The 15094-nt window shown below is 54.6% G+C and carries 21 protein-coding genes; 8 read left to right on the top strand and 13 right to left on the bottom strand.

The genetic code is table 11. The annotated features are described in order from the left end of the window. Positions 1-26: 26 nt before the first annotated feature. The 11 genes from npr to BMW97_RS12950 form a co-directional block, all read right to left on the bottom strand. Positions 27-299, bottom strand: a complete 273-nt coding sequence (gene npr, locus BMW97_RS13000) for a PTS phosphocarrier protein NPr (protein ID WP_003861872.1) — start codon at positions 297-299, stop codon at positions 27-29. Beyond that, positions 296-1150, bottom strand: coding sequence for an RNase adapter RapZ (rapZ, locus tag BMW97_RS12995; protein WP_045910110.1), 855 nt, complete (start codon positions 1148-1150; stop codon positions 296-298). The genes npr and rapZ overlap by 4 nt, the downstream gene beginning before the upstream one ends. Positions 1151-1195: 45 nt before the next feature. Beyond that, positions 1196-1687 (bottom strand): PTS IIA-like nitrogen regulatory protein PtsN, encoded by a 492-nt coding sequence (ptsN, locus tag BMW97_RS12990; protein WP_008501443.1) that lies wholly within the window; start codon positions 1685-1687, stop codon positions 1196-1198. Positions 1688-1769: 82 nt separating this feature from the next. Beyond that, a complete protein-coding gene (hpf, locus tag BMW97_RS12985; protein ID WP_013098943.1) occupies positions 1770-2057 on the bottom strand; it encodes a ribosome hibernation promoting factor in 288 nt (95 codons plus the stop codon). Between the two features lie 22 nt (positions 2058-2079). Then, positions 2080-3513, bottom strand: coding sequence for an RNA polymerase factor sigma-54 (rpoN, locus tag BMW97_RS12980; protein WP_045910109.1), 1434 nt, complete (start codon positions 3511-3513; stop codon positions 2080-2082). Between the two features lie 47 nt (positions 3514-3560). Further along, the gene (gene lptB, locus BMW97_RS12975; RefSeq protein ID WP_008501446.1) at positions 3561-4286 is read right to left on the bottom strand and encodes an LPS export ABC transporter ATP-binding protein; all 726 of its coding nucleotides are present in this window, start codon (positions 4284-4286) and stop codon (positions 3561-3563) included. Between the two features lie 6 nt (positions 4287-4292). Further along, positions 4293-4847, bottom strand: a complete 555-nt coding sequence (gene lptA, locus BMW97_RS12970) for a lipopolysaccharide ABC transporter substrate-binding protein LptA (RefSeq protein WP_020883526.1) — start codon at positions 4845-4847, stop codon at positions 4293-4295. Beyond that, positions 4816-5391: an LPS export ABC transporter periplasmic protein LptC gene (lptC, locus tag BMW97_RS12965; RefSeq protein WP_024906353.1), complete on the bottom strand. Its 576-nt coding sequence runs from the start codon at positions 5389-5391 to the stop codon at positions 4816-4818. The genes lptA and lptC overlap by 32 nt, the downstream gene beginning before the upstream one ends. Then, complete coding sequence (gene kdsC, locus BMW97_RS12960; protein WP_008501449.1) at positions 5388-5954, bottom strand: 3-deoxy-manno-octulosonate-8-phosphatase KdsC; 567 nt, start codon at positions 5952-5954, stop codon at positions 5388-5390. Before kdsC ends, lptC begins: the two co-directional genes overlap by 4 nt. A gap of 14 nt (positions 5955-5968) precedes the next feature. After that, entirely contained in the window at positions 5969-6955 is a 987-nt protein-coding gene (gene kdsD, locus BMW97_RS12955) for an arabinose-5-phosphate isomerase KdsD (RefSeq protein WP_008501450.1), read from the bottom strand. A 13-nt stretch (positions 6956-6968) separates the two neighbouring features. Beyond that, a complete protein-coding gene (locus BMW97_RS12950; protein WP_090392892.1) occupies positions 6969-7946 on the bottom strand; it encodes a calcium/sodium antiporter in 978 nt (325 codons plus the stop codon). A 227-nt stretch (positions 7947-8173) separates the two neighbouring features. Here BMW97_RS12950 and mlaF point away from each other — a divergent pair, with 227 nt between their 5' ends. From mlaF to murA, 7 genes are all read left to right on the top strand, one after another. Further along, entirely contained in the window at positions 8174-8986 is an 813-nt protein-coding gene (mlaF, locus tag BMW97_RS12945) for a phospholipid ABC transporter ATP-binding protein MlaF (RefSeq protein WP_090392890.1), read from the top strand. A 7-nt stretch (positions 8987-8993) separates the two neighbouring features. Then, entirely contained in the window at positions 8994-9776 is a 783-nt protein-coding gene (gene mlaE, locus BMW97_RS12940; RefSeq protein WP_010436044.1) for a lipid asymmetry maintenance ABC transporter permease subunit MlaE, read from the top strand. A 4-nt stretch (positions 9777-9780) separates the two neighbouring features. Beyond that, positions 9781-10329 (top strand): outer membrane lipid asymmetry maintenance protein MlaD, encoded by a 549-nt coding sequence (mlaD, locus tag BMW97_RS12935; protein ID WP_008501455.1) that lies wholly within the window; start codon positions 9781-9783, stop codon positions 10327-10329. A gap of 18 nt (positions 10330-10347) precedes the next feature. Beyond that, on the top strand, positions 10348-10983 hold the full coding sequence (gene mlaC / locus BMW97_RS12930) for a phospholipid-binding protein MlaC (protein ID WP_045910107.1): 636 nt from the start codon (positions 10348-10350) through the stop codon (positions 10981-10983). Then, complete coding sequence (gene mlaB / locus BMW97_RS12925; RefSeq protein WP_045910106.1) at positions 10983-11276, top strand: lipid asymmetry maintenance protein MlaB; 294 nt, start codon at positions 10983-10985, stop codon at positions 11274-11276. The genes mlaC and mlaB overlap by 1 nt, the downstream gene beginning before the upstream one ends. Before the next feature lie 126 nt (positions 11277-11402). Further along, positions 11403-11657, top strand: coding sequence for a BolA family iron metabolism protein IbaG (ibaG, locus tag BMW97_RS12920; protein WP_008501458.1), 255 nt, complete (start codon positions 11403-11405; stop codon positions 11655-11657). A gap of 50 nt (positions 11658-11707) precedes the next feature. Next, positions 11708-12967: a UDP-N-acetylglucosamine 1-carboxyvinyltransferase gene (murA, locus tag BMW97_RS12915; RefSeq protein WP_045910105.1), complete on the top strand. Its 1260-nt coding sequence runs from the start codon at positions 11708-11710 to the stop codon at positions 12965-12967. Positions 12968-13028: 61 nt separating this feature from the next. Here the strand turns inward: murA and sfsB are convergent, their stop codons facing one another. Together sfsB and ispB are read right to left on the bottom strand one after the other, a co-directional pair. Further along, complete coding sequence (gene sfsB / locus BMW97_RS12910) at positions 13029-13316, bottom strand: DNA-binding transcriptional regulator SfsB (protein WP_045910104.1); 288 nt, start codon at positions 13314-13316, stop codon at positions 13029-13031. Positions 13317-13545: 229 nt separating this feature from the next. Beyond that, on the bottom strand, positions 13546-14517 hold the full coding sequence (ispB, locus tag BMW97_RS12905; protein ID WP_045910103.1) for an octaprenyl diphosphate synthase: 972 nt from the start codon (positions 14515-14517) through the stop codon (positions 13546-13548). A 257-nt stretch (positions 14518-14774) separates the two neighbouring features. Here ispB and rplU point away from each other — a divergent pair, with 257 nt between their 5' ends. After that, positions 14775-15086, top strand: coding sequence for a 50S ribosomal protein L21 (gene rplU / locus BMW97_RS12900; RefSeq protein ID WP_003025032.1), 312 nt, complete (start codon positions 14775-14777; stop codon positions 15084-15086). Positions 15087-15094: the final 8 nt, after the last annotated feature.

Below are 15094 nucleotides of genomic sequence, written 5' to 3'. Positions count from 1 at the left end.
CGCCACCCGCCTGAAGGGGAGAGACCTTAATCTTCGTCGAACCCCGCGTTAAACAGCGCAATCACCGCCGCCAGCGCTTCCTCTTCCTGAGGGCCGGTGGCTTCGACTTCAATCTGACGCCCTTTGGCGGAATCCAGCATCAGCAGCGCGATCACGCTGTTCGCTTCCGCTTCGGTACCTTCGTCATTCCGCAGCAGAACTTCTGCATCGAAACCCTGCATCAGCTCAAACAGCTTCATCGCCGGGCGCGCATGCATGCCCAGCTTATTGGTGATCTCAACGGTCTGTTTTACGGTCATGTTTTACGTTTTTCCAGCGTGCGATGACGGGACTGAACGTTCTTCCCGCGCGAGCGGAAATAGTCGGCCAGCTGTTCGGCGATATAAACCGAACGATGTTTACCGCCGGTACAGCCAATCGCTACCGTCAGATAGCTACGATTGTTTGTCTCCAGCATAGGTAACCATAGCTCAAGGTAGCTTCGCGTCTGGTAGATAAAATTGTGAACTTCTGTGTGCCTGTCGAGGAAGGCCGCAACGGGTTTATCCAGACCGGTCATGGGACGCAGTTTCGGATCCCAGTGCGGGTTCGGCAGGAAGCGCACGTCGAAAACATAATCCGCATCGATCGGGATACCGTGCTTGAAGCCAAAGGATTCGAACACCATCGTCAGTTCGCGCTCGCGTTTACCCAACAACCGGGTACGCAGCATTTCTGCCAGCTCGTGAACGGACATCTCAGAGGTGTCGACAATCAGGTCGGCACGAGAACGCAGCGGCTCCAGCAGATCGCTCTCTTCATCGATAGCACTCTCCAGAGAGAGGTTCTTACTGGAAAGCGGGTGCAAACGACGGGTATCGCTGTAGCGGCGGATCAGGGTATTACGGTCTGCATCAAGGAACAGCAGCTGCGGCGAGAATGCGTCGGGCAGGTTACTCATGGCCTGTTCGAAGATCTCTGGCGATTCCGGCATGTTACGAACGTCGATACTGACGGCGGCCGAGGTTTGCCTCTCCGCCAGCGTACGGGCCAGTTCGGGCAACAACACGACCGGCAGGTTATCGACGCAGTAAAAACCCATGTCTTCCAGCGCGCGCAGAGCAACGGATTTCCCCGACCCTGAACGGCCACTGACAATCATCAGCACCATGTTCCGTTTCTCCTCAGGACAACAGATGTGAAGGCCATCTCCTGGTTATGCATCATCCTGATTGCCTTCTGCTTCAGTGATAATTTGATAGAGCTCTTCATCACTTTGAGCCGAGCGCAGTCGACGGCAAATGGTTTTGTCAGCCAGACGCTTGGCGACCAGCGACAGCGTATGCAGATGGGTTTTCGTCTGGTCAGCAGGCACCAGCAGCGCGAAGAGGAGATCGACGGGCTGGTTATCAATGGCATCGAAGGCGATCGGTGTTTCAAGCTGCACAAACACACCGACGGCACGCAGGGTATCCTCTTCCAGTTTGCCATGCGGGATCGCGATGCCGTTGCCGATACCGGTACTGCCCATCTTTTCACGGGTCAGAATCGCTTCGAACACCACCTGCGGCGGCAGGCCCAGCTGTTTTGCGGCCAGTTCACTGATGATCTCCAGCGCACGTTTTTTGCTCTGGCAGTGAACCGCACTGCGGGTACATTCCTGGTTAAGGACATTGCTCAGTTGAAGAGCGGAATCGTTGTTCATCATAATTTCACCTAAGCGCTAACTGTACAAATGGCCTGTTGTGTTTCACAACAGGCCGTCCTGCACCCGTTAACTGCCCGGACAATTAGTGTTGTTTCAGTTTATCTTTATGTTTATTGAGCTGTCGCGCAAGCTTATCAATCAAGCCGTCGATAGCAGCGTACATGTCTTGCCCTTCCGCACTGGCATGCAGTTCACCCCCGTTAACATGCAGGGTGGCATCCGAGATATGAGTCACTTTCTCCACTTTCAACACAATATAGACCTGATTGATCCTTTCGAAATACTGCTCGAGTTTTGCAAACTTCGTGTTCACAAAGTCGCGTAAAGCCTCAGTAATTTCGACGTTTTGTCCAGTGATGTTGAGCTGCATAGTGTCTTCCTTATCGGTTGTGTCAGACCAGCTGTTTACGCTGGTTGGACGGCGGAATGGATAAAGACTCTCGATACTTCGCAACAGTACGACGTGCCACCATAATACCCTGATCGGACAGCATGGTGGTTAACTTACTGTCGCTTAGCGGCTTCGCGGGGTTCTCCGCGGCGATCAACTTCTTCACCAGGGCGCGAATGGCCGTGGACGACGCTTCGCCGCCGCCCTCGGTATTCACGTGGCTGGAGAAGAAATACTTAAGCTCAAAAATACCGCGTGGACTGTGCAGATACTTCTGCGTGGTGACACGGGAAATGGTTGATTCATGCATCTCGACGGCCTGGGCGATATCCGCCAGCACCATCGGTTTCATATACTCTTCACCCTGCTCAAAGAACGCCTGCTGCTGTTCCACAATGCAGCGGCTGACGCGTAGCAGCGTATCATTTCGGCTCTCCAGACTTTTGATCAGCCATCGCGCTTCCTGCAAATTGCTACGAATATATTGATTGTCGGAGTCGTTACGCACGCTGGTGCACATGGAGGCATACTGCTGGTTGATTTGCAGGCGAGGGATACTGTCAGAGTTCAGTTCAACGACCCAGCGGCCGTTATTTTTTCTGACCAGCACATCCGGGATCACGTACTCGGGTTCGCTGGTCTGGATCGACTGACCGGGGCGCGGATCGAGCGACTGGATCAGATTCACCGCTTCTTTCAGCACCTCTTCTTTCAGGCGCGTGACGCGCATCAGGGTGCGGAAATCGTGGTTCGCCAGCAGATCAAGATGATCGCTGATGATTACGCGCGCCTCGTCGAGCCATGGCGTCTCTTTGCTGAACTGAGAAAGCTGGATCAGCAGGCAGTCGCGCAGATCTTTTGCGGCTACGCCTACCGGATCGAAACGCTGGATGCGCTTCAGAACGGCTTCAACTTCCTCAAGCTCAATCTCGTCGTCGCCCATGCTTTCCAGAATATCGTCCAGCGTGACGGTCAAATAGCCGGTGTCGTCAACGGCATCGACAATTGACGTGGCAATCGCGCGGTCGGTATCGGAGAAGGGGGTGAGTTCCACCTGCCACATCAGGTAATCCTGCAGCGACTGGGTGGTTTCTCCCTGATAGACCGGTAGCTCATCGTCCTGGTAGTCTGCACGCGTACCGGAAGGGGTGCCGGCGGTGTAGATTTCATCCCAGCTGGCATCCAGCGGAAGCTCGTCGGGCATCTCTTTTTGTTCGAGTGCATCCGCGGTATCGAGCGCTTCTGTATCCTGCGATTGCTGGGTATCTACCTCGTCATGAAGATCGGTTTGTTCCAGCAGGGGGTTGCTGTCCAGCGCCTGCTGGAGCTCCTGCTGAAGTTCTAACGTGGACAGTTGCAACAGGCGAATTGCCTGCTGTAGCTGCGGCGTCATCGCCAGTTGTTGGCTGAGCCTTAATTGCAAACCTTGCTTCATGTTCAGAGCATTTTTCTCCGGTTCGGCGTTACGTTACCTCTACCCTATCAGAGTCTGAAGTCTTCCCCAAGATAGACGCGCTTAACATGATCGTCTTCGAGGATCTGCTGCGGCGTACCGTGGGCGATCAGATTGCCCTGGCTCACAATATAGGCGCGTTCACACACGGCCAGCGTTTCACGCACGTTGTGGTCGGTGATCAGTACGCCAAGCCCGCTGTCGCGCAGGTGTTCAATGATACGTTTGATGTCGATAACGGAGATCGGGTCAACGCCCGCAAACGGTTCATCCAGCAGGATAAATTTCGGGTTTGCAGCCAGCGCACGCGCAATCTCAACACGACGGCGTTCGCCCCCGGAGAGTGCCTGACCGAGGCTGTCGCGCAGATGCTCGATGTGGAACTCTTCCATCAGCTCGTTGGCACGATCCTGACGCTGTTCGTTGGTCAGATCGTTACGAATTTGCAGGACCGCCATCAGGTTGTCGTAAACGCTGAGACGACGGAAAATGGAGGCTTCTTGCGGTAGATAGCCGATCCCGCGACGCGCGCGCGCGTGGAGCGGCAGAAGGCTGATGTCTTCATCGTCAATGATAATGTTGCCGGCATCGCGCGGCACAATACCCACGACCATGTAGAAGGTTGTCGTTTTACCCGCACCGTTCGGGCCTAGCAGCCCCACGATTTCGCCGGAGTTAACGGTCAGACTGACATCTTCTACGACACGGCGGCCCTTATAGGCCTTCGCGAGATTTTTTGCAGTTAATGTTGCCATAACGAATTAGTTACTCTTCTTCTGTGCCGGGGCCTGGCCCTTGCCTTTATCCTGCAGCTGCGAGGGAACCAGAACGGTGGTGACGCGTTTGCCTTTCTCGCTGGAGGCCTGCATTTTTTGCTCTTTAACCAGATAGGTAATCTGGTCGCCGGTAATGTTGCTGTCCAGCTGTTCCAGATAGGCATTGCCGGTCAGGATGACCAGGTCCTTCGCCAGCTCATAGTGCATGTGCGTGGCGCGGCCTTTCACCGGCTTGCCGTTGTCCTGCATCTGGTAGAAGGTCGCCGGATTACCATAGCCATCGATAATCTCTTTGCCCTGCTCGCCACCCGGACGGGTCACGACCACTTTATCAGCGTTGATTTTGATGGTGCCCTGGGTCATGACGACGTTACCCGTGAAGGTGACGACGTTACCCTGCATATCGAGAGACTGGGTGTCGGACTCGATATGGATCGGCTGGTCGGTATCGCCCGTTACAGCAAGCGCGGGGAGACTGGTCGCCAGCATCGCGCTGGCGATAATTACTTTAAGGCTGAGTTTGTTTGTTTTGAATTTCATAGGAGGTTCTAACCTTTTCAATCAGCTCGGCGTTCTTGCTGCGTAAGTTCCCGCGCATTCTCAAACCGCTGGAATTAAATGTTGTGCCATACAGTGTGACCAGATCCTGCGACGTCACGTCCTGGGTTACCAGGTTGATCTGGGCATTATCCGTCGTAATTTTTCGCAGTTGCGAGTCGGCGGTCAGGGCGTTGACTTCAACGTGACCATACAGATAAAGCATACGGTCATTTGTCAGTTTTGCCCGATCTGACTTAATTGACCACGTCGGCACTTTGTCCTTATCAAAGGTGGTCATGACAGGCTGGGTAAACCACGAAATACCGTCATCTGAAAAATATTCAACATGCTGGGCAATCAGGCGATAGTTCAGCGCGCCTTCCGGGCTGTAGACCACGGTGTCGCTGTGATCGCTTTTATAGGTTGGATCGTTATTGTTGATCACTTCCGTTTGCGTATCGTCGCGATCGGCAAGGTTCACGCCAATCAATACCAGTGCGACAAGCGAAAGCAAAATGATAATCCAACGTCTGGTTTTACTCATATCGATTGCCCTTTGGCCTCATCAAGCTTGCCCTGCGCCAGCAGAAGCAGATCGCAGACTTCACGGACAGCGCCGCGGCCACCGTTGATGTGGGTAACGTAGTCGGCACGCGGAATCAGCAGCGGATGCGCATCGGCAACGGCGATGCTCAGCCCAACTTCAGCCATCACGGGCCAGTCAATCAGGTCGTCCCCGACGTAAGCCACGTTTTCCGGCGCGATAGCCAGTTTACCCAGTAAATCATTGAACGCCGCCATCTTATCGGATTGACCCTGATACAGATGGGTAATACCTAAGGTTTCACAGCGGTCTTCTACCAGTTTAGCGTTTCGCCCGGTGATGATCGCCACCTCAATTCCCGAGGTGAGCGCACAGCGGATACCGTAGCCATCGCGAACGTTAAACGCCTTCAGCTCTTCACCATTATTGCCCATGTAAATCAGGCCGTCGGAGAGGACCCCATCCACATCCAGGATCAGCAGACGAATGTTTTCCGCCTTTGCCATCATCTGTGTACTGACCGGCCCATAACAGGTTGCAAGGGATGCACCCGCATTACTCATTGTCTTATCCTTCATTACACTACGCCTGCGCGCAGCAGATCATGCATATGTACCACACCCAGCAACTGGTCGCCATCGGCAACCATAACGGAGGTGATATGGCGGGACTGCATCAGGTTCAGCACGTCCACGGCCAGCGTACCCGGACGGACGCGGATGCCGCCGGGCGTCATCACATCGGCAATACCGAGCGTGCGGACATCGACACCCATATCGAACACGCGACGCAGGTCGCCATCGGTGAAGATCCCCTGAATTTTCATCAGATCGTCGCACACGACCGTCATCCCCAGATTCTTGCGGGTGATTTCCAGCAGCGCATCACGCAGGGAGGCTTCTTTACTGACGTGAGGGATCTCATCCCCGGTGTGCATAATATCGTTTACCCGCAGCAGGAGCTTGCGCCCGAGCGCGCCGCCCGGGTGGGACAGCGCGAAATCTTCCGGCGTAAAGCCACGGGCTTCAAGCAGCGCCACGGCAAGCGCATCGCCCATAACCAGTGCCGCGGTGGTGCTGGAGGTCGGCGCCAGGCCGAGTGGACAGGCCTCCTTGGGAACCTTCACGCACAGGTGAATATCGGCGGCGCGCGCCATGCTGCTTTCCGGACGGCTGGTCATGCAAATCAGCGGCACCTGCAGTCGCTTCAGTACCGGGATCAGCGCCAGGATTTCATTGGACTCACCGGAGTTGGAGAGCGCGATGACGATATCCTGCGGCGTGACCATACCCAGGTCCCCGTGCGCGGCTTCCCCCGGGTGGACAAAGAAGGACGAGGTGCCGGTACTGGCAAAGGTTGCCGCCATTTTGCGTCCAATGTGGCCGGACTTGCCCATCCCCATCACCACGACTTTGCCGGCACAGTAGAATATCTTCTCACATGCCAGACTAAAATCCTGATTTATGTACTGATCTAACTGCGCCAGACCTTCACGTTCAATCTCCAGAACGTCTTTACCTGCTTTCTGAAAGTCAAAACCCGGCTGCAATTCTATTTGCGACATAATGCGTTTCCGTTTACCCAGAGAGAAGAGGCGAGAGCCAGTACAGCATCGCCATCCATACGATAAATCCACCCGTCAGCAGCGCGCCTGCGCCTTTACCGATCTGTCGTTGCCGCCGCCAGCAGAGCAGGGCAAAAATCACGCTGACCAGCAACATCACGCCGTAATCACGTGAGAACGCCAGGGGATTAAAGGGCCCTGGCGAAATCAGGGCTGGCAGGCCCATCACAATGGCGATATTAAAAATGTTAGAGCCGATGATATTACCAATGGCAATGTCATCCTCACCTTTACGGGCCCCCGCAATGGCGGTGGCCAGCTCCGGCAGGCTGGTGCCGATGGCAATCACCGTCAGGCCAATGGTCAGCTCGCTGATGGCAAAATAGTTCGCCAGCACCGTCGCGTTATCCACGACCATGCGCGTTGCCATCGGCATGATGATCAGCGCGACGCCCAGCCAGAGCAGGGCAACAGGCAGCGTGCCTTCTCGTGGAAGCTCGGCGACCTGCTCACGCGTGAGGCTATCCTGACCCTGCTTTTCAGCCTGACGGGCGATTTTAACACTATACAGCAGCCAAATAACGGCCAGCGCCAGCAAGAAAATGCCGTCGCTGTAGCTCAGTACGCCATCGTAAAATACGCACCCTGCCAGCAGGCTTACGAGTAACATTAGCGGCAATTCACGGCGCAGAACATCAGAATGCACGCGAAATGGATGGAACAGCGCGGCCAGGCCCAAAATCAATAAAATATTGACGATGTTAGAGCCAATCGCGGTGCCGACTGCCAGGTCTACCTGGCCATGCAGCGATGCCGAGACAGAGACGATGATTTCAGGAAGTGACGTTCCTACGCTGACCACGGTCATCCCGATGACGACAGGCGGTACGCCACTCAGGCGACACAGGATAGATGCAGCAAACACTAAACGGTCAGCACTGTAGACCACCAACAGTAAACCAATTATTAACAGTGCTGTTGCTAAAAGCATCAAAAGTCCTTTCTTCAGGTATACTCGTCGGTCCATTGCTCGGGAATGGCTGGACTGCATACAGTCTGAGGCGTAACGAATTCCTAATTTTGACTTTATGCGCCGGAAAAGTAAAACAAATGCCAGCTTTCGCTAACCTCTACGGTTATTATTCTGTAAAAATGCTGAGTTTAGGGCTGATTCAGGCTACATGCCTTAACGTGAGCAGGATAAGAAAGGAACCATAAATGAGCCAAACTATGGCGAATTTAGTCGATGTCCGCGGGGTGAGTTTTTCTCGCGCCAACAGATTGATATTTGATGATATTTCGTTGACCGTGCCGCGTGGCAAGATCACTGCCATCATGGGGCCGTCCGGGATCGGTAAAACGACCCTGCTTCGCCTTATTGGCGGGCAGATCCCACCGGATAGCGGTGAGATCCTCTTTGATGGCGAAAACATCCCGGAGATGTCACGCTCGCGCCTGTATACTGTTCGCAAACGCATGAGCATGCTCTTTCAGTCGGGGGCCTTGTTCACCGACATGAACGTCTTTGATAACGTGGCCTATCCGCTGCGCGAGCATACCAGCCTGCCGCCTGCGCTGCTGAAAAGCACGGTGATGATGAAGCTTGAAGCCGTCGGGCTGCGGGGCGCCGCGAAACTGATGCCTTCGGAGCTGTCCGGCGGGATGGCGCGTCGTGCCGCGCTGGCGCGCGCCATCGCACTAGAACCTGATTTAATCATGTTCGACGAACCGTTTGTCGGGCAGGATCCTATCACGATGGGCGTGCTGGTGAAGCTCATCTCTGAACTGAATAGCGCGCTTGGCGTCACCTGCGTTGTAGTGTCTCACGATGTACCTGAAGTGCTGAGCATTGCCGATTACGCCTACATCGTAGCGGACAAAAAGATCGTCGCACACGGTAGCGCCCAGGCGCTGCAGGAAAATTGCGATCCACGCGTGCGGCAGTTCCTTGACGGTATTGCCGATGGCCCTGTGCCGTTCCGCTACCCGGCGGGCGACTATCGTGACGATTTACTGGGAATAGGGAGTTAAGCCACTCATGCTGTTAAATGCGTTGGCCGCTCTCGGACACCGTGGCATAAAAACCATCAGGACGTTCGGGCGTGCCGGATTGATGTTATTCAACGCGCTGGTCGGCAAGCCGGAATTCCGTAAGCACGCGCCGCTATTGGTGCGGCAGCTTTATAATGTCGGCGTGCTGTCGATGCTCATCATCATTGTCTCCGGTCTGTTTATCGGGATGGTGCTGGGTCTGCAGGGCTACCTGGTGCTGACAACCTACAGTGCGGAAACCAGCCTCGGGATGCTGGTGGCGCTCTCGCTGCTGCGTGAACTGGGGCCCGTTGTGGCGGCGCTGTTGTTCGCAGGGCGCGCGGGGTCAGCCTTAACCGCTGAAATTGGCCTGATGCGCGCGACTGAGCAGCTCTCCAGCATGGAGATGATGGCGGTCGATCCGCTGCGTCGCGTGATCTCGCCGCGTTTCTGGGCGGGGGTCATCTCTTTACCGCTGCTGACGATACTGTTTGTCGCCGTGGGTATCTGGGGCGGTTCGCTGGTTGGCGTGCACTGGAAAGGCATTGACGCCGGTTTCTTCTGGTCTGCCATGCAGGACGCCATTGACCTGCGAATGGATCTGGTTAACTGCCTGATTAAGAGCGTGGTATTTGCCATTACGGTTACCTGGATTGCATTGTTTAATGGTTACGATGCGATTCCGACGTCGGCGGGCATTAGCCGCGCTACTACACGTACAGTCGTTCATTCGTCGCTGGCCGTACTGGGTCTGGATTTTGTGCTCACCGCACTGATGTTTGGGAATTGAGTTCATGCAAACGAGAAAAAATGAAATTTGGGTCGGTGTATTCCTGCTGCTGGCGCTGCTGGCCGCGCTGTTTATCTGCCTGAGAGCGGCAGATATCACGTCTGTACGCACCGAGCCGACGTACCGCATCTATGCCACCTTCGATAACATCGGCGGGCTGAAGGCGCGTTCACCGGTCCGTATTGGCGGCGTGGTGATCGGCCGCGTATCTGACATTACGCTGGATGAGAAGACCTATCTGCCGCGCGTCGCGATGGATATCGAAGAGCGTTACAACCACATTCCGGACACCAGCTCCCTGTCTATCCGGACTTCCGGTCTGCTGGGCGAACAATATCTGGCGCTTAACGTCGGTTTTGAAGACCCCGAGCTGGGAACGACTATCCTTAAGGACGGGAGCGTGATCCAGGACACCAAGTCCGCCATGGTGCTGGAAGATATGATTGGTCAGTTCCTTTACAACAGTAAAGGGGATGATAAAAAGTCTGACAATGCCCCTGCGCAGAGTGAAGACCATACCAATGCCGCGCCGACCCCAGGTGCTGCGAATTAATATCAGGAGAAGTCATTCATGTTTAAACGACTGTTAATGGTTGCCATGCTGGTCATCGCCCCTCTCACCGCGGTGCACGCGGCGGATCAGAGTAACCCGTACAAACTGATGGACGAGGCCGCGAAGAAAACCTTCGATCGTCTTAAAAACGAGCAGCCTAAGATTCGTGCTAATCCTGATTACCTGCGTGACGTGGTTGACCAGGAGCTGCTGCCGTATGTGCAGATCAAATATGCGGGAGCGCTGGTGCTGGGCCGCTATTACAAAGACGCGACCCCGGCGCAGCGTGAGGCCTATTTTGCCGCTTTCCGTGAATACCTGAAGCAGGCTTATGGTCAGGCGCTGGCGATGTACCACGGTCAGACCTATCAGATCGCCCCTGAGCAGCCGCTGGGTGATGCGACCATCGTCCCTATTCGCGTAACGATCAACGATCCTAACGGCCGTCCGCCGGTGCGTCTGGATTTCCAGTGGCGTAAAAACAGCCAGACCGGCCACTGGCAGGCGTATGACATGATCGCCGAAGGCGTAAGCATGATCACCACCAAACAGAACGAGTGGAGTGACCTGCTGCGCACCAAGGGAATTGATGGCCTGACCGCGCAGCTGCAGTCCATTGCTCGTCAGAAAATCACGCTGGACGAGAAGAAGTAATGTCACAGCAACTCAGCTGGTCGCGTGAAGGCGAGACATTAAAGCTGTCCGGTGAGCTGGATCAGGATCTGCTGAACCCCTTATGGGATAAACGCCATGAGGCCATGCAGGGCGTGACGTTCATTGACTTAACTGACGTCACGCGGGTGGATACGGCAGGCGTTGCGCTGCTTGCCCATCTGGTTGCAGTAGGGAAAAAGCAAGGGGCGAGCGTCACGCTTCGGGGCGCGAGCGAGAATGTCGTGACCCTTGCGCAGCTCTACAATCTCCCTCAGGAAGTATTGCCTCGTTAATATTTTCAGTGCGTTACTTCCGAAAGCCCTGACAGTTTCATCGTCGGGGCTTTTTGCTTGTTTAAGACGACGCCACTTTGCTCTAAGATGTTGGGCTTGTTTTCACTATCAGATGATTAAGAACCCATGGAAAATCATGAAATCCAGACAGTGCTGATGAATGCACTCTCCCTTCAGGAAGCCCACGTCACTGGCGATGGCAGTCACTTCCAGGTTATTGCTGTGGGTGAGATGTTCGACGGTATGAGCCGTGTGAAGAAACAGCAGGCTGTGTACGCGCCGCTGATGGAATATATTGCGGATAACCGCATCCACGCCCTGTCGATTAAAGCGTTCACCCCGCAAGAGTGGGCACGCGATCGCAAACTAAACGGTTTTTGAGCTGAGGGCGACAGGCCCGCAGCACGGTTGAATTTATAAGAGAGCACATAATGGATAAATTTCGTGTACAGGGGCCAACGCGTCTCCAGGGCGAAGTCACAATTTCTGGCGCGAAAAACGCCGCGCTGCCCATCCTCTTTGCTGCGCTGCTCGCGGAAGAGCCGGTAGAGATTCAGAACGTACCGAAGCTGAAAGATATCGACACCACCATGAAGCTGCTCACCCAGTTGGGCACGAAAGTCGAGCGTAACGGTTCCGTCTGGATCGATGCCAGCAAGGTGAACAACTTCTCTGCGCCTTACGATCTGGTGAAAACCATGCGTGCTTCCATCTGGGCGCTTGGCCCGCTGGTGGCGCGTTTCGGTCAGGGTCAGGTTTCGCTGCCGGGTGGCTGCGCCATCGGTGCGCGTCCGGTTGACCTGCACATCTTTGGTCTGGAAAAACTGGGCGCAGAGATCAAGCTGGAAGAAGGCTACGTTAAAGCGTCCGTCAATGGTCGTCTGAAAGGCGCGCACATTGTTATGGACAAAGTGAGCGTAGGCGCAACGGTAACCATTATGTCTGCGGCAACGCTGGCAGAAGGGACCACTATCATCGAAAACGCCGCGCGCGAACCGGAAATTGTGGATACCGCCAACTTCCTCGTGGCGCTGGGTGCGAAGATCTCCGGTCAGGGTACCGACCGTATCACCATCGAAGGCGTTGAACGTCTGGGCGGGGGTGTCTATCGCGTACTGCCGGACCGTATCGAAACTGGTACCTTCCTGGTCGCTGCCGCGATCTCTGGCGGGAAGATTGTTTGTCGCAACGCACAGCCTGATACGCTGGATGCGGTGCTGGCGAAACTGCGTGATGCCGGAGCGGATATCGAAATCGGTGAAGACTGGATCAGCCTCGATATGCATGGACAGCGTCCAAAAGCGGTCAATGTGCGTACGGCGCCACACCCGGCGTTCCCAACGGACATGCAGGCGCAGTTCACCTTGTTGAACCTGGTCGCCGAAGGGACTGGCTTCATCACTGAAACCATTTTCGAGAACCGCTTTATGCACGTACCGGAGCTGATCCGCATGGGTGCACGTGCTGAGATCGAAAGTAATACCGTGATTTGCCATGGCGTTGAGACACTGTCCGGCGCTCAGGTGATGGCAACCGATCTGCGTGCGTCTGCCAGCCTGGTGTTGGCGGGTTGTATCGCGGAAGGTACAACGATCGTGGATCGTATTTATCACATCGATCGTGGCTATGAGCGTATCGAAGATAAACTGCGCGCGCTGGGTGCCAATATCGAGCGTGTGAAGGGCGAGTAATCGTTCCGGCAGCCCCCTGCCAGACATGACCGGGGGGTTGCTGTTCCTGTCAAAAAACGCGTTATTCCTGCGTTTCTTTTTTTACTTTTCTCTGGCGAATCATGCGCGATCTGTCGATAAATTCATGGGTAACGGGATCGTGGTAGCGCGAAGGCCAAATCACCCACGGATGCGTATCCAGCGCCGTCGCGATAATTAATTCTCCTTTTGGCCAGGGGCGGGTGAGGGCGTTTGCCAGAGTTGAAGAACTCAGTCCATGGCGGCGGGACTCTGCTGCCAGTGAAGTGCCTCTTTTGCGCAGTGCGGCAATAATATCAGCCGTGTGCCAGTCGATAAATTTCGTATCCATAACGCCGTCCTTAAGTTCGGATTCACCTACGCCGTTTCTTCTGAAACGACGGGTTTACTATACCCATTTCGAACTCTTGTTCTAAAAAGTTCGCGTTACTTGAAGGAATATTCAGAATAAGACACGGCTTTATTCATGCGGTCTCTAAACCGATGAATTTACGTGAATGCGGAATTTACGGGTGTGTACTGGAATCTCCCCGCCAGGAACGCGGGGAGAGAAAGCAAGATTAACGGTCGCGCTGAACGGCGATGTGGGCAAGGCCAATCAGTGCCTCGCGCCATGGGCTGTCGGGAATGACCTGGAGTGCTTCGATGGCTTTGTCGGCTTCTTCTTCCGCACGCTGACGCGTCCATTCCAGCGAGCCGCAGATCGCCATGGTTTCCAGCACAGGTTCCAGAAGATGGCGGCCATTTCCCTGCTCAATCGCTTCACGGATCATTTTCGCCTGTTCGGCCGTTCCGTTACGCATGGCGTGGAGCAGCGGCAGGGTCGGTTTGCCTTCGTTCAGGTCATCGCCAACGTTTTTGCCGAGCGTATCGCCGTCCGCACTGTAGTCCAGCAGATCGTCAATCAGCTGGAAGGCTGTGCCCAGATAGCGGCCATAGTCCTGCAGGCCTTTTTCCTGTGCTTCGGTACAGCCAGCCAAAATGCCGGAACACTGGGCCGCCGCTTCAAACAGACGCGCGGTTTTGCTGTAGATGACGCGCATGTAGTTTTCTTCGGTGATGTCCGGGTCGTTGACGTTCATCAGCTGCAGCACTTCGCCTTCAGCGATGACGTTAACGGCTTCAGACATTACTTCCAGCACTTTCAGGGAACCCAGGCTGGTCATCATCTGGAAGGCGCGGGTATAGATAAAATCCCCCACCAGGACGCTGGCGGCGTTCCCGAACGCGGCGTTAGCCGTGGCTTTGCCACGACGCATATCCGATTCATCCACCACATCGTCGTGCAGAAGCGTCGCCGTGTGGATAAATTCGATGAGCGCTGCGATAGTGATGTGAGCATTTCCCTGATAACCAACGGCTCTGGCAGCCAGAATGGCAATCATCGGACGAATGCGTTTACCGCCGCCGCTGACAATGTAATAGCCCAACTGATTGATCAGCTGAACGTCAGAGTTGAGTTGCTCCAGGATTGCTGCATTCACACCCGCCATATCTTGCGCGGTTAACTCGTTGATTTTTTCTAAATTCATCGCAAAAGCCGGGCTTTTTATCCTGTTGATCCCATCTTCAATGGGGTAACGAAGGGTTTCGGTTTATCAATAGTAGTGCTGATTGTACTGAAAAAACGGCTCAGATAAACGTTACCGTACGTGTTGTGTTTTTTTTCTTCATGTATTGACGGTAGCACTTGTCAAAGGCTCGCGTTTTGCGTAATATTCGCGCCCTATTGTGAATATTTATAGCGCACTCTGATTCATACGAGGACGTGCGCGGAAGCGGAGTTTATATGTACGCGGTTTTCCAAAGTGGTGGTAAACAACACCGAGTAAGCGAAGGTCAGACCGTTCGCCTGGAAAAGCTGGACATCGCAACTGGCGAATCTGTTGAGTTCGCAGAAGTTCTGATGATCGCAAACGGTGAAGAAGTCAAAATCGGCGTTCCTTTCGTTGATGGCGGCGTTATCAAAGCTGAAGTTGTTGCACACGGTCGTGGCGAGAAAGTTAAAATCGTTAAGTTTCGTCGTCGTAAGCACTACCGTAAGCAGCAGGGCCACCGTCAGTGGTTCACTGATGTGAAAATTACTGGCATCAGCGCCTAAGACCTGAG

It is taken from the genome of Enterobacter sp. NFIX58 (genome assembly GCF_900110475.1).
In the GTDB taxonomy this organism is placed as follows: Bacteria; Pseudomonadota; Gammaproteobacteria; order Enterobacterales; family Enterobacteriaceae; genus Enterobacter; species Enterobacter quasiroggenkampii.
This window is presented reverse-complemented; position numbering and strand designations above follow the sequence as displayed.

What these genes read in the sequence shown, in the direction of transcription:
- npr (WP_003861872.1), bottom strand. Translation starts at nt 299, where the DNA reads ATGACCGTAAAACAGACCGTTGAGATCACCAATAAGCTGGGCATGCAT.
- rapZ (WP_045910110.1), bottom strand. Translation starts at nt 1,150, where the DNA reads ATGGTGCTGATGATTGTCAGTGGCCGTTCAGGGTCGGGGAAATCCGTT.
- ptsN (WP_008501443.1), bottom strand. Translation starts at nt 1,687, where the DNA reads ATGATGAACAACGATTCCGCTCTTCAACTGAGCAATGTCCTTAACCAG.
- hpf (WP_013098943.1), bottom strand. Translation starts at nt 2,057, where the DNA reads ATGCAGCTCAACATCACTGGACAAAACGTCGAAATTACTGAGGCTTTA.
- rpoN (WP_045910109.1), bottom strand. Translation starts at nt 3,513, where the DNA reads ATGAAGCAAGGTTTGCAATTAAGGCTCAGCCAACAACTGGCGATGACG.
- lptB (WP_008501446.1), bottom strand. Translation starts at nt 4,286, where the DNA reads ATGGCAACATTAACTGCAAAAAATCTCGCGAAGGCCTATAAGGGCCGC.
- lptA (WP_020883526.1), bottom strand. Translation starts at nt 4,847, where the DNA reads ATGAAATTCAAAACAAACAAACTCAGCCTTAAAGTAATTATCGCCAGC.
- lptC (WP_024906353.1), bottom strand. Translation starts at nt 5,391, where the DNA reads ATGAGTAAAACCAGACGTTGGATTATCATTTTGCTTTCGCTTGTCGCA.
- kdsC (WP_008501449.1), bottom strand. Translation starts at nt 5,954, where the DNA reads ATGAGTAATGCGGGTGCATCCCTTGCAACCTGTTATGGGCCGGTCAGT.
- kdsD (WP_008501450.1), bottom strand. Translation starts at nt 6,955, where the DNA reads ATGTCGCAAATAGAATTGCAGCCGGGTTTTGACTTTCAGAAAGCAGGT.
- BMW97_RS12950 (WP_090392892.1), bottom strand. Translation starts at nt 7,946, where the DNA reads ATGCTTTTAGCAACAGCACTGTTAATAATTGGTTTACTGTTGGTGGTC.
- mlaF (WP_090392890.1), top strand. Translation starts at nt 8,174, where the DNA reads ATGAGCCAAACTATGGCGAATTTAGTCGATGTCCGCGGGGTGAGTTTT.
- mlaE (WP_010436044.1), top strand. Translation starts at nt 8,994, where the DNA reads ATGCTGTTAAATGCGTTGGCCGCTCTCGGACACCGTGGCATAAAAACC.
- mlaD (WP_008501455.1), top strand. Translation starts at nt 9,781, where the DNA reads ATGCAAACGAGAAAAAATGAAATTTGGGTCGGTGTATTCCTGCTGCTG.
- mlaC (WP_045910107.1), top strand. Translation starts at nt 10,348, where the DNA reads ATGTTTAAACGACTGTTAATGGTTGCCATGCTGGTCATCGCCCCTCTC.
- mlaB (WP_045910106.1), top strand. Translation starts at nt 10,983, where the DNA reads ATGTCACAGCAACTCAGCTGGTCGCGTGAAGGCGAGACATTAAAGCTG.
- ibaG (WP_008501458.1), top strand. Translation starts at nt 11,403, where the DNA reads ATGGAAAATCATGAAATCCAGACAGTGCTGATGAATGCACTCTCCCTT.
- murA (WP_045910105.1), top strand. Translation starts at nt 11,708, where the DNA reads ATGGATAAATTTCGTGTACAGGGGCCAACGCGTCTCCAGGGCGAAGTC.
- sfsB (WP_045910104.1), bottom strand. Translation starts at nt 13,316, where the DNA reads ATGGATACGAAATTTATCGACTGGCACACGGCTGATATTATTGCCGCA.
- ispB (WP_045910103.1), bottom strand. Translation starts at nt 14,517, where the DNA reads ATGAATTTAGAAAAAATCAACGAGTTAACCGCGCAAGATATGGCGGGT.
- rplU (WP_003025032.1), top strand. Translation starts at nt 14,775, where the DNA reads ATGTACGCGGTTTTCCAAAGTGGTGGTAAACAACACCGAGTAAGCGAA.